This is a genomic window from Pseudomonas sp. PS02290, from assembly GCF_029960075.1.
In the GTDB taxonomy this organism is placed as follows: domain Bacteria; phylum Pseudomonadota; class Gammaproteobacteria; order Pseudomonadales; family Pseudomonadaceae; genus Aquipseudomonas.
The window spans coordinates 1-12,692 of sequence record NZ_JASCOY010000121.1; the positions used below are offsets into that span (position 1 = coordinate 1).

Annotated in this window: 9 protein-coding genes and 1 pseudogene; 7 read left to right on the top strand and 3 right to left on the bottom strand. The window is 61.4% G+C overall.

Features of this window, described 5'->3' with window-relative positions; genetic code table 11:
• Nucleotides 1–889: 889 nt before the first annotated feature.
• The 5 genes from QMX88_RS26530 (at nucleotide 890) to QMX88_RS26550 (ending at nucleotide 6,145) form a co-directional block, all read left to right on the top strand.
• On the top strand, nucleotides 890–1,873 hold the full coding sequence (locus QMX88_RS26530) for a LacI family DNA-binding transcriptional regulator (RefSeq protein ID WP_282373245.1): 984 nt from the start codon (nucleotides 890–892) through the stop codon (nucleotides 1,871–1,873).
• Nucleotides 1,874–1,981: 108 nt separating this feature from the next.
• Nucleotides 1,982–2,803: a sugar phosphate isomerase/epimerase family protein gene (locus QMX88_RS26535; RefSeq protein WP_282373239.1), complete on the top strand. Its 822-nt coding sequence runs from the start codon at nucleotides 1,982–1,984 to the stop codon at nucleotides 2,801–2,803.
• On the top strand, nucleotides 2,796–3,761 hold the full coding sequence (locus QMX88_RS26540; protein ID WP_282373240.1) for a sugar kinase: 966 nt from the start codon (nucleotides 2,796–2,798) through the stop codon (nucleotides 3,759–3,761). Before QMX88_RS26535 ends, QMX88_RS26540 begins: the two co-directional genes overlap by 8 nt.
• Before the next feature lie 71 nt (nucleotides 3,762–3,832).
• Nucleotides 3,833–5,149, top strand: a complete 1,317-nt coding sequence (locus QMX88_RS26545) for an MFS transporter (RefSeq protein WP_192173651.1) — start codon at nucleotides 3,833–3,835, stop codon at nucleotides 5,147–5,149.
• Between the two features lie 15 nt (nucleotides 5,150–5,164).
• Complete coding sequence (locus QMX88_RS26550; protein ID WP_282373241.1) at nucleotides 5,165–6,145, top strand: 2-hydroxyacid dehydrogenase; 981 nt, start codon at nucleotides 5,165–5,167, stop codon at nucleotides 6,143–6,145.
• Between the two features lie 373 nt (nucleotides 6,146–6,518).
• Here the strand turns inward: QMX88_RS26550 and QMX88_RS29915 are convergent, their stop codons facing one another.
• Nucleotides 6,519–7,382, bottom strand: a complete 864-nt coding sequence (locus QMX88_RS29915) for a methyl-accepting chemotaxis protein (protein ID WP_442969500.1) — start codon at nucleotides 7,380–7,382, stop codon at nucleotides 6,519–6,521.
• Nucleotides 7,374–8,144, bottom strand: a pseudogene (locus QMX88_RS29920) (MCP four helix bundle domain-containing protein); the annotation flags it as partial. The pseudogene QMX88_RS29920 and the gene QMX88_RS29915, both read right to left, overlap by 9 nt.
• A 409-nt stretch (nucleotides 8,145–8,553) precedes the next feature.
• On the opposite strand from QMX88_RS29920, the gene QMX88_RS26560 reads away from it, so the two are divergent.
• Nucleotides 8,554–8,817, top strand: a complete 264-nt coding sequence (locus QMX88_RS26560) for a DUF1652 domain-containing protein (protein ID WP_197983975.1) — start codon at nucleotides 8,554–8,556, stop codon at nucleotides 8,815–8,817.
• On the opposite strand, the gene QMX88_RS26565 is transcribed toward QMX88_RS26560, so the two are convergent.
• Complete coding sequence (locus tag QMX88_RS26565; protein ID WP_442969501.1) at nucleotides 8,804–11,257, bottom strand: UvrD-helicase domain-containing protein; 2,454 nt, start codon at nucleotides 11,255–11,257, stop codon at nucleotides 8,804–8,806. The two genes, QMX88_RS26560 and QMX88_RS26565, sit on opposite strands and share 14 nt — an antisense overlap.
• Before the next feature lie 382 nt (nucleotides 11,258–11,639).
• Between QMX88_RS26565 and QMX88_RS26570 the strand changes: the two genes are divergently transcribed.
• The gene (locus QMX88_RS26570; RefSeq protein WP_192173647.1) at nucleotides 11,640–12,335 is read left to right on the top strand and encodes a pirin family protein; all 696 of its coding nucleotides are present in this window, start codon (nucleotides 11,640–11,642) and stop codon (nucleotides 12,333–12,335) included.
• Nucleotides 12,336–12,692: the final 357 nt, after the last annotated feature.

Below are 12,692 nucleotides of genomic sequence, written 5' to 3' on the forward strand. Positions count from 1 at the left end.
GAACGGACATCCATGTCCTGACGGCGCTCTCGCGGCATCCATGCCGCTCGGCCCACTCCGCGTCGTCTGCGTTCGGCCTGCACCAAAGTCGCGTTTCGCGGTGACCGGACTTTTTGTGTACGAAGATCAAAAGCAGTTCAAAAGCAGATCAAAAGCAGATCAAGGGTAGATCAGTCGCCATGGACTTGTGGGAGTGAGCTTGCTCACGAAGGGGTCGGTACATCCAACAGATATCTGGTGTTTGAGATAAAGCATTCGCGAGCAAGCTCGCTCCCACAGGGAGGGCGTGCTATCAGCAAAAATGTCGGCGCCTGAGCTGGCCTCTTCCCGGCTAAAGCCGGTCCTACAGGGCGTACGCGGTGCTTTTGTAGGACCGGCTTCAGCCGGGAAGCCGTTGCTCTGCTTTTGATCTGCTTTTGATCTTCATGCACAAAAAGCCCAAACACCGCCAATCGCGACTTGGGTGCAGGCTGAACGCAGGTTTCGCGGAGTGGGCCGAGCCGCATGGATGCGGCGAGAGCGCCGTCAGGACAGGGATGTCCGTTCGGCGCGGGCCCACGGAGCGAGACCGGAGTGAAGGAACCCCGACGCAGGAGGGGCCCAACCAGGAGCAAGCACCCTTGGTTACTTGGGGTGCTTTTCCAAGTAACTCGCCGAAGGCGAAACAGTCTGCCCCCAGGCAGACGCTCTTGATCTGGAAAAAACGCCGAAGGCTAAATATCTGCCGTTAGGCAGATGCCCTTAACCGCGTATTGACGCAACCCCACAATCTGGTGTCTCCTGAAACCGGTTTCAGAGCCCCAACCGCTCTCCCGATAAGCCTGCTGATAAATCCAATAAGGTCCAGGCCGTGAACAGCATCTCCACCCCGACGCGCACCCGCGTCACCATGAACGATGTCGCCGACCTCGCCGGCGTCTCCAAGGCCAGCGTCTCGCGCTTCATCGGCGATGACCGCCAACTGCTGTCTGATGCCATCGCCAAACGCATCGAACAGGCCATCGACACCCTCGGCTATCGCCCCAACCAAATGGCCCGCGGCCTCAAACGCGGCCGCACCCGCCTGATCGGCATGCTCGTCGCCGACATCCGCAACCCCTACTCCATCGCCGTCATGCACGGCGTCGAAACGGCCTGCCGCAAACACGGCTACAGCCTCGTCGTCTGCAACACCGACCGCGACGATGAACAGGAACGCCTGCACCTCGCCGCCCTGCGCTCTTACAACATCGAAGGCCTGATCGTGAACACCCTCGGCCATCACCTCGACGAACTGCGCGAACTGCACCGCGAACTGCCGATGGTGCTGGTGGACCGCAAGGTCGATGAACTGCACAGCGACCTCGTCGGCCTCGACAACGTCACGGCAGTGACGCAGGCGCTGGATCATCTGCATGACGCCGGTTATCGCGATGTGCTCATGGTCACCGAACCCCAGGACGGCACCAGTTCGCGGATCGAGCGGATGGACGCCTTCAAGAAACAGATCGCCGAGCGAACCGACATGCATGGGCAGGTCTGCGAAACCGGCGAATCATTGCGCGATCGGTTGCGCCACTTCCTCGCGCAAGAAGGCCCCGGCCCCAAAGCGCTGTTCACCGCCAACGGCGTCGCAACCCTGATCACCACCCGCCAATTGCATGAGCTGGGTTGTCACTTGTTCAACGACATCGGCCTGATCGCCCTCGACGAGCTGGACTGGTACCCGCTGGTCGGCAGCGGCATCACGTCGCTGGCCCAACCTACCCATGAGATGGGCATCACCGCTTTCGAATGCCTGCTCAATCGCCTGCGTGGCGATCAGGAGCCAGTGCGGCTGTACGACTTCCCCGCGCAGTTGATCGCGCGGGGCTCGACCCGACGACAGACCTGACATCCCCACTACGCAGATACCGCAGGTCAGACCCTGCACGCCGACGCGAACTTTTAGCCGGTTCGCTCGTTCGAAGAAAAATGTAACCGGTTTCAGAGGACAATAATAATGACCCTTCCATCCGTTGCCATCAGCCTCGGCGCCTTCGGTGCCGATCGTGTACGTGCCCAAAGCCAGGCCAGTTTCATCCCGCTACTGGTTGATGCCGGCGTCAAGCGTATCGAGCTGCGCGAAGAGCTGTTCAGCCCCGGCGTGCATGACCAGGACTTCCCTGCCCTTGCCCGCGCCATTCAGGCTCAAGGCCTGGAGTGCCTGTACTCGGCGCCCCTTGAGTTGTGGCTCGAAGGCGACACGCAACCGAACCCCGAATTGAAACCGACCCTGGAGCGCGCCACCGCGTGCGGTGCGTTCTGGCTCAAAGTGTCGCTGGGGCATTTTGGCGAGCACTGCGACGTCGCCGCGCTGGCTGATCGCCTGGCGCCCTACGACGTTCACTTGCTGGTGGAAAACGACCAGACCGAACAGGGCGGCCGCATCGAGCCCTTCGTGCACTTCTTCGCGCAGATCACCGCGCTGCAAATGCCCATCGGCATGACCTTCGACATCGGCAACTGGCGCTGGCAGGACCAGTCCGCCCGTGACGCTGCCCAGCAGTTGGGCCGTTACGTCGAATACCTGCACTGCAAGGCAATCACCCGGAGCGCGTCAGGCAAGCTCATCGCCGTGCCGCCTGCTTCAATCGACCTGCAACAGTGGGAATTGCTCATTCAGCACATGCCGGTGAACCTGCCCCGCGCCATCGAGTACCCGCTGCAAGGCGACGACTTGCTGGAGGTGACCCGCGAACAGGTTGCCCTGCTCGCCCGCCTTGGCCAGTCCCAATCAGCGCAGACCCACCCCAAGGAAACGGAGGCGCTGAGCCATGTCTGAGATCGATATTCTCTCCTTCGGCGAAACCATGACCATGCTGGTGGCCGAGCAAACCGGAGATCTGGCGCAGGTGCGCCACTTCGAGAAACGCATCGCCGGTGCCGACAGCAATGTGGCGATCGGGCTCTCGCGGCTGGGCTTCAAAGTGGCGTGGCTGAGCCGGGTCGGCAACGATTCCATGGGCCGCTTCGTCACCGACAGCCTGCAACAAGAAGGCGTGGACTGCGCTCACGTCACCGTGGACGCCGCGCACCCCACTGGCTTCCAGTTCAAATCCCTGGAGCTGGAAGGCGCAGATCCGATGGTCGAGTATTTCCGTCGCGGCTCGGCGGCCAGTCACCTGTCGGTCAACGACATCGTTCCCGACCTGCTGAAGGCGCGGCACCTGCACGCCACCGGCATTCCGGCGGCGCTGTCCGACACCTGCCGGGAGCTTTCCCACGTGCTGATGACGCAAATGCGCGAGGCCGGTCGCAGCGTGTCGTTCGACCCCAATCTGCGGCCTTCGCTGTGGTCGAGCCAGGCGACGATGATCCGCGAAGTCAATCACCTTGCCAGTCACGCCCACTGGGTCATGCCGGGGCTGGCCGAGGGTGAATTGCTCACCGGTTTCGACACGCCGGCTGAAATCGCCCGTTTCTACCTGGACATGGGCGTAGAGGCAGTGATCATCAAACTCGGCGCCAAGGGTGCGTATTACCGCACTCAGCTCAATGAGGCGTTCTTGCCCGGCGTGCCGGTGGCCAATGTGGTCGACACCGTGGGCGCAGGCGACGGTTTTGCGGTCGGTGTGATTAGCGCGCTGTTGCAAAACCTCGGGTTCGAGCAAGCCACTGCCCGGGGCAACTGGGTCGGCAGCCAGGCCGTGCAAAGCCGTGGCGACATGGAAGGCCTGCCCACCCGCGCCGCACTCGATGCCGCCAACGTCTCGGCAGGCGCCCGACGACAGAGCGCCTGAACCCTCGCTTTCACACACACCGTACCTCCATCACCTGCTGCGACAAAAACAACATGCTCAGGGAGCCTGAAATGGAAAAGCTGCTCGAATCCGTGAAACACGCCGGCCTCAAACGTCGCTGGCTGTTGATCATGCCCATCGTCTTCATCACCTACAGCCTGGCGTACCTGGACCGCGCCAACTATGGCTTCGCCGCCGCGTCGGGGATGGCCGAAGACCTGCACATCACCCCGGGCATGTCGTCCTTGCTGGGGGCGTTGTTCTTCCTCGGTTACTTCTTCTTCCAAGTGCCCGGCGCCATCTACGCGCAGAAGAAAAGCGTCAAGAAACTCATCTTCGTCAGCCTGATCCTGTGGGGCGGCCTAGCCACCCTGACCGGCATCGTTTCCAACGCTTACATGCTGATCGGCATCCGCTTCATGCTCGGGGTGGTCGAAGCGGCGGTGATGCCGGCCATGCTGGTGTACCTCTGCTACTGGTTCACCAAGGCCGAACGCTCCCGCGCCAACACCGTGCTGATCCTCGGCAACCCGGTGACGATGCTGTGGATGTCGGTGGTGTCCGGTTATCTGGTCGCACACTTCAGCTGGCGCTGGATGTTCATCGTCGAAGGCCTGCCGGCGGTGATCTGGGCGTTTATCTGGTGGCGTCTGGTGGACGAGCGTCCGGCCCAGGCCAAGTGGCTGACCGCTGAAGAAAAGACCGAACTGCAAGCGCGCCTCGACGCCGAACAGGTCGGCATCAAGCCGGTGAAAAACTACGCCGAGGCGTTCCGCTCTCCGCGCGTGCTGTTGCTGGCCGCGCAGTACTTCTGCTGGAGCATCGGCGTGTACGGCTTCGTGCTGTGGCTGCCGACCATCATCAAGAAAGGCATGCAGATGGACATGGTTGAAGCCGGCTGGCTCTCGGCCCTGCCCTATCTGGCAGCGGTGATCGGCATGGTGCTGGTGTCGTGGGCGTCGGATAAAACCCAGAAGCGCAAAGCCTTCGTCTGGCCGCCACTGCTGCTGGCCGCCGTCGCGTTTTACGGCTCCTACGCGCTGGGCACCGAGCACTTCTGGTGGTCCTACTCGCTGCTGGTCATCGCCGGCGCCTGCATGTACGCGCCTTACGGTCCGTTCTTCGCGATCGTCCCGGAAATCCTCCCGGCCAACGTCGCGGGCGGCGCCATGGCACTGATCAACAGCCTCGGTGCGCTCGGTTCGTTCGCCGGTTCCTACCTCGTCGGCTACCTCAACGGCGTCACCGGCACCTTGAGCGCGTCGTACCTGTTCATGAGCGGCGCGCTGCTGGTGTCGGTGGTGCTGACGCTGCTGCTCAAGCCGGACAGCAAGGCCCGGCCGCTGAGCGACAAGCCTGGCGTTGGTCCTGCGCCTGCCCACTCCTGATCGGGAACTCTTTAGATGACTCACCATGTTGTGCTCTACAAAAAACTCTCGGCGCCATTGATGGAGCGCCTGCAAGCCCAGGCCGAGGTCACGCTGATCGATGATCCGAAATCCAGCAACGGCCTGGCCCGCCTGCGCGACGCCCTGCCCCAAGCCAATGCTTTGTTGGGCGCGAGCGTGAAGCTGGACGCCGAACTGCTGGACCTGGCGCCAAAGCTGAAAGCGGTGTCCAGCGTCTCGGTGGGGGTCGATAACTACGACATCGAGTACCTGACGCGGCGCGGCATTCTGCTGACCAACACCCCGGATGTGCTCACCGAAACCACCGCCGACACCGGTTTCGCGCTGATCATGGCCACGGCACGCCGGGTGGTGGAACTGGCGAACATGGTCCGCGACGGCCAGTGGAAGCAGAACATCGGGCCGCAGCACTTTGGTTCCGACGTGCATGGCAAGACGCTGGGCATCATCGGCATGGGCCGGATTGGCGAAGCGGTGGCGCAACGGGGGCATTTCGGGTTCGGGATGCCGGTGATTTATCACAGTCACTCACCCAAGCCGGCGGTGGAAGCGCGCTTTGATGCCCGCTATCGCAGCCTGGAAGACCTGCTGCGCGAAGCGGATTTTGTGTGCCTGACCGTGCCGCTGACCGCCGAAACCGAGGGGCTGATCGGTGCCGAGCAGTTTGCGCAGATGCGGCCGGAGACGATCTTCATCAACATCGCCCGCGGCAAGGTGGTGGACGAGCAGGCGCTGATTGCCGCGCTGCAGAACGGCCAGATTCGCGCGGCCGGTCTGGATGTCTTTGAGCAGGAGCCCGTGAATCCGGACTCGCCGCTGTTGCAGATGGACAACGTGGTGGCGACCCCGCACATGGGCTCGGCGACCCACGAGACCCGCGAGGCCATGGCCCGCTGTGCCGTGGACAATCTGCTGGCGGCCCTGGCGGGCGAGCGACCGAAGGATCTGGTCAATCCCGCTGCGTGGAATGGCTGATAGATACTCTGTGGGATATGGGAATGCTTGCGATATCAGTCAGCTCGCAGCACCTGTGGGGTGACCAGGGTGAACTCAAGATTTTGGGCACGCCGCAGGACGTGTAGGAGTGAGCTTGCTCGCGAAGACTGAGGTTCGTCCGCTGGAGATCTAGCGGCTTTGCCACTCTATTCGCGAGCAAGCTCGCTCCCACAGAATTGAGGTGAACTCAAGATTTCGGGCACGCCGCAGGACCTGTGGGAGTGAGCTTGCTCACGAAGGCGGTATTTCTACGCGCAGAAATTCAGCAGATTCACTGGCCTCTTCGCGAGCAAGCTCGGCTCCCACAGGATCGGGTTAGCCCCTCAAACTTGCGCACCCCGGACTTAACTCGTCAAATCACAAACTTAGCCACCATTGCTTTCAGATCAACCGCCAGTCGCGACAGCTCATGGCTGGCCGCGCTGGTCTGATTCGCGCCCGCTGCTGTTTGCGCGGCGAGGTCGCGGATGTTGACCAGATTGCGGTCCACCTCCCTCGACACCTGCGCCTGCTCCTCCGATGCACTGGCAATGACCAGGTTGCGCTCGTTAATTTGCGCAATGGCTTCAGTGATCAACTCCAGTGCATCACCCGCCGAGCTGGCCAGGCTCAGCGTGGTGCGGGTGCTGTCGGTGTTGCGCGACATGGAGTGCACCGCCTCGCCGGTACGCGTCTGGATGCCGGCGACCATCTCTTCGATTTCCGTGGTCGACTGCGCCGTGCGGTGGGCCAGCGCACGAACCTCGTCGGCGACCACGGCAAACCCGCGACCCGCCTCCCCCGCACGCGCAGCCTCGATGGCGGCGTTGAGCGCCAACAGGTTGGTCTGCTCGGCGATCGAACGAATCACGTCGAGCACCTTGCCGATGTCACGGCCCTGAGCCGCCAGGCCTTCCACCAACCCGGAAGTGGCGTGGATCTGCGTCGCCATGTATTCAATCGACTTCACCGTCTCGATTACCCGATCACGCCCCTGACGTGCGGCCTGATTGGACTGCTGTGACGCTTCGGACGTCGACACCGCGTTGCGCGCGACCTCCTCAACGGCGGCAGTCATCTCGTTGACGGCCGTTGCCGCCTGCTCAATCTCGTTATTCTGCTGCTGCAAACCGCGCGAGGACTCTTCTGTCACCGCGCTCAGTTCCTCGGCCGCCGACGCCAGCTGCGTGGACGAGCCGGAAATCAGCTCGATGGTCTGGCGTAGATTGCGCTGCATCGTTGCCAGAGCGCGCAACAACTGAGTCGCTTCGTCCTTGCCGTCGACCTCGATGGGGCGGGTCAGATCGCCCGATGAGATCTCTTCTGCGGCGCGAACTGCTCGGGTCATCGGGTTGACGATACTTCGGGTGAGCAACCACGCCAACATGATGGTGAGCAGGACGGCAACCACTGAAACAGCAATCATGCTCAGGTTGGCGCTTTCATATTCCGCTCTGGAAATCTCTCCCGCTTCAGTGGCGCTCTTCGTGTTCAGGGCGATCAACTGGTTGATCTGCACACCCATGAGGTCAGTGGCTTCTTTCATGCGGGTATTGATCAATGCGCGCATGTCCTCAACCTTATCTTGATGCGACAAGTCCAGCACTTTGGCCTGAATGTCGAGGAACGTTGCCAGCGTCGCTTCAAACTGGTTGTACACGGTCAGCTCATCAGCCTCGGCCGGGAGCGAGGCGTAGGCTTTTTTGGCTGTCTGCAACTTACCAATCAGTTCGGCGATCCGCGCATCGGTTTCGCGTAGCGATGCCGGTTCTCGGTTTACCAGCGTGCGAAACGAGGTGATGCGCAAGCGCAGGCTGTTTTCCAGCATCCCACTTAAATGGCCAATACTCGGCAGTTGATTGGACTCCATGTCGATGGCGGTCTGGCGTATCTGCGCCATCCTGTGAACCGAGAAAACGCTCAAGCCAATAACCAGTGCGGCAATGAACGCGAATCCCAGGAATGCGCGAGGCGCAATATTCATGTTTCTTATCGACATGGATGATCTCTCTGGAAGGCTGATGCTGCGTCGATTCTTTTAATTGACGCTCGCCTTGCTATCGGCCGCCCATCAACTTTCATGCGGGCGCCTTGAGCGTTTGGAGATATATATTTCTTCCACCTAACTCGTTAACGATGCTTTCAGATCGCTATAACGATTCAGCGCTGGTTCAAGCATGCATCCGCATATAAGCGATTCATGATAAAGATCAACGAAACATGAAATTCTCAATTGTGTAGGATTTATTTCCCGACACTGTCAGAACTCGGTGCTACCTTTACCTGACTCGTGGTCTGCGGGCCAGGCTTCCTCACGCGACGTGTCGATCGCTGCCGAAGCCTGAACAGACCTGCCGTTTTCCTACCCTGCGGAGCTTGTGAAGTGCTCGATTGAACGAGGTGGGTCCATGAACAAAGTGACATTCCCGAACGCCTGCCAGCTGATGCGCTGGCATTTTCATCCGGTGGGCTTCGAAGCCAACATGGACGCGCCCGGCAGTATGGTGGCCCGTCTTTTTGACCGGGCCAGCGGCGAGACCGTGATCGCCATCGCCGCCATTCCCTGCGCCACCGTGATGAACGCGACGGACGTGGAGCGCATCATCGAGGCCATTGAACTGGAGGTCGAAACCTTCATTCCAAGGCGCTCTCTGTACCTCAATCGGGCCTGACCACCTGGACGTACTGCCCCTGTTCGACGGATGCGCCGAGTGGAGTGGCGAGTGCCGCAGCCCCTCGGCGATCGTCGAAAAATGCCTTGTCGCCTGCAACCCGTGCCGAGGCGCGCGGCATGTTCCCGTCGTCATTGCCCGCAGCGTCGATGAACCAGTAGCAGTGACGAACGGCGCGGGTGATCGCCACATAAGCCAGGCGCAGTACCTCATCTTTCTGCGCGTTGTCGAACGCTTCCAGATCCCCTTCCCGCCCCAGTCCGGCCAGCTGATAGACCTGATTCTTGTACGGCGACTGCGTCAGATGCTGACAATCCCCGAGCAGAAACACGGCGTCGGCCTGTAGGCCCTTGGCGCTGTGATAGGTCAGTTGCTTCAGACGACGTTCCTGGGGCGGCAGCCTGTAATCGGCATCGGCAAGGTCCTGCAAGGCTTCCGGCAAGCGGCTGCGTTCGCTGCCTTTGCGGTATAGCAGCAGCACCGAGTCGCCGGCGTGGTAATGCTCGGTCAGGCTCGCGAGCAATCGGTCATCGTCGCGGTCCAGCACGGTCACCGGCAGCAGCTCCTGCACCGGGCCGCTGGCGCGGGCCTTCTTGCCGCTGATCGCCGGCGCCGCACGCACGATGTGTTCGGCGGCGTCGATGATGTGCTGGTGGCTGCGGAAGTTGTCGCTGAGCATGACCTTGGTGGTCGAGGGCGAGGAAAACTCCTTGGGGAACTCCATGAAGAATTTCGGCGAACTGCCGCGCCAGCCGTAGATCGACTGCCAGTCATCGCCGACGCACAGCAGCGATGAACGCTGGGCACCGCGGCCCACATGCAGCGCCGGGCCGCGACTGCGGATCTCCCGCAGACTGGCGCGGATCCACGAGACGATTTGCGGCGAGACGTCCTGAAACTCATCGATCATCAGATGCGACAGCGGACGCAGCCCTGCATCGCTGACCAGCTTGAGGTTCTCCGGCGAGTTTTCACCGAACAGCGAAAACATCCGGTTGTAGGTCATCACCGGCGGTGATTGATCCAGCAGGTGGTTCTCGAAGGCCTTCCAGAACAGGCTCAACGCTTCAAAGAAAAACCGGTCGGGGTCTTGATCCGAAAAGCTCATCTGCGCCACGGCGTCCGGCACGTCCAGCCCGAGATTTTCGATGAAGCTGGCGGCCGCGACGAAACAGTCCAGCAACGGCGCCGCGCTCAGCTCGCCTGTGACTTTGTAATCGAACCCCGGCCCCGCCACGGCCGCGCCGGACAACGACTGCATCATCCCGCGCGATGCCTGGTAGTTTTCCAGCCAGATGACCGGCTTGCGGCAAAACGCCTGAAACAAGGTGCGCTTGATCACCCACTCGGCCCACACCGGCAACTTGGCGTCCGGACGGCGCAGGTGCTGGTCTTCGCTCGGGTCGAAACCCAGGACAATCCAGGCATCCAGCTCGGCCGCATAACCGTGGACGTGGAAGGTCAGGCCGCTGACTTCGACGGTCTGGCGCATCGGCTCGACGCCCTGAATCGGCCACGCGCCAGCGCGAATCCACAGGTCTTCGATGACGTCGCACAGCTCTTCGTCGCGCTTGGACGACAGGCCCATCACGGTGATGCGCTTCTGCACGTCCGGGTGATCGCGGTCCAGTTCCTTGAGTTGCAGCGACTGCCGGTACAAGGGCGCCATGACCTCGCGAAAACGCGGATTGGCGGCGTACAAATCCCGGTAGCACAGGTTCAGCTGTTGGCGCTGGGCGTCATTGATGCGCAAGTCGAAAGGGTTGCTGTCGGCGCTGTCGTCGAACAGCTGGCCGGACTGACTGCTGAGGTTCTCGAAGGCCTGCAATTGCTCGAAACCCGGCAGGCTGCGCACCAGCGGCAGGATCCGCGAATGGAAAGTGCGCACCACCTCGCGGGCCTGACGCAGTGTCAGCTCATGGCCCCACAGCGCCATGATCTCGATGAGTTTGTTGATGAAATCCTTGCGTGACTCGCGGGTGAAGGTCACTACGGTCATCGAGTCCAGCTCAAAGCCCAGGTAGTGGTTCAGCAACAGCACACGCAACACCAGCGACGTCGACTTGCCCGCCCCGGCACCGGCAATCACGTAGGTCGATGGCGTGTCGCTGAAAATCATCTTCCACTGGGCAGTGGTGGGTTGCGCGTGAGCGGGCAGCTTCTCGGCGACGTCGGCCTTGATGCGCTTTTTCAGCTCGTTGGTCAGCGGCAGGCGCCAGTCGTCGAACAGGTGGTCGTCAACCCTCGGACCACGGTGCTCAAGGGGCCGGGTGTCGCGAATCACCAGCACCTGACGGCCTTCTTCAATGCCATCCAGGTGACCTTCCGCGTAACCCTCGTTCATGCCCTCGGCATGACCGTTGAGGTAGCCATCGGCGTGGCCCTGGTGCCACGACGGCACGTGCTGCGCCTGCATGCGCGACAAACCGCTGCCCATCATGCGGGCAACGAGCCGCTTGAAGAACGGCAAGCGTTCAGGGGTATTCAGGTCGGGAGGCAGTTGGTTTGGCTCGTTGGGTAGCTCGGCGGAAAAATCGTGCGGCACGCGGGCTCCGGGTATCAGCGTTTTCGACAGGGCGCCTATGGTCGCCCCATTCGCGTTTCAGCTCCAGTGAAATGCTTTGCGGTCAGGGAGTTAGCCGATAAAGGGCCGCGTGTTTCTAGGCCCCATGAAGGCCTAAGTATCGAATTAACCGATCGCATTCATGCAGAACTTACGCTTTTTATCGATATTTAGTTGATAGATCATTGCTCCATCGACTGACAAGTCATCACCAGCGGCGCCCTGCCACAGGCCCGGCCCTGCTACGGAGGAACTGATCATGCTGCAACTTCGACCTTTCAAATCCCTTGGCGGCGCAGACCACGGCTGGCTGAATGCCCATCACCATTTCTCGTTCGCCAGTTACTACGACGAGAGCCGGATGAACTGGGGCCAGCTGCGGGTGTGGAACGATGATGTGATCGAAGCCGGCACCGGCTTCCCGCGTCACCCGCACCGGGACATGGAGATCATTACCTATGTGCGTGAGGGCGCAATCACTCACGAGGACAGCCTGGGCAACCGTGGCCGTACCGAAGCGGGCGATGTGCAGGTGATGAGTGCCGGCACGGGCGTGGCGCACAGTGAATACAATCTGGAGTCGAAGGAGACACGGATTTTCCAGATCTGGATCATGCCGGACGAGGTCGGTGCTCCGCCGTCCTGGGGCGCAAAGCCATTCCCGAAAGGCGACCGCGAGGGTTTTGTGACCCTGGCGAGCGGCAAGGCGGACGATGATATCGAGTTGCGGATTCGGGCCAATGCCCGGTTGGTGGCTGCCAATCTGAAGGCCGGTGAGACGGCGGAGTACGTGCTGGATGCAGGCCGCCGGGCGTATCTGGTGCCTGCGACGGGCGTCATTGAGGTCAACGGCCTGCGTGCCGAAGCGCGGGATGGTGTGGCGGTTGAGGATGAGCGTGTGTTGCGGGTGACGGCCCTCGAAGACAGCGAGATCGTGCTAGTCGATGTGGCTTAGAAGCGGTAGATCAAGAGCGTCTGCCTGGGGGCAGACGTTTCGCCTTCGGCGAGTTACTTGATAAAGCCCCAAGTAACCAAGGGCTTGTGCTCTCGGTTGGGCCCGACTTCGTCGGGTTCCTTCACTCCGGTCCCGCTCCGTGGGCCCGCGCCGAACGGACTTCCATGTCCTGACGGCGCTCTCGCCGCATCCATGCGGCTCGACCCACTCCGCGAAACCTACGTTCAGCCTGCACCCAAGTCGCGATGGGTGTCGTCTGGAATTCTTGTGTATGAAGATCAAGAGCAGATCAAGGGCTTCCCGGCTAAAGCCGGTCCTACAGAACACCGCGTGCTTTTAGTGGGACCGGCTTTAGCC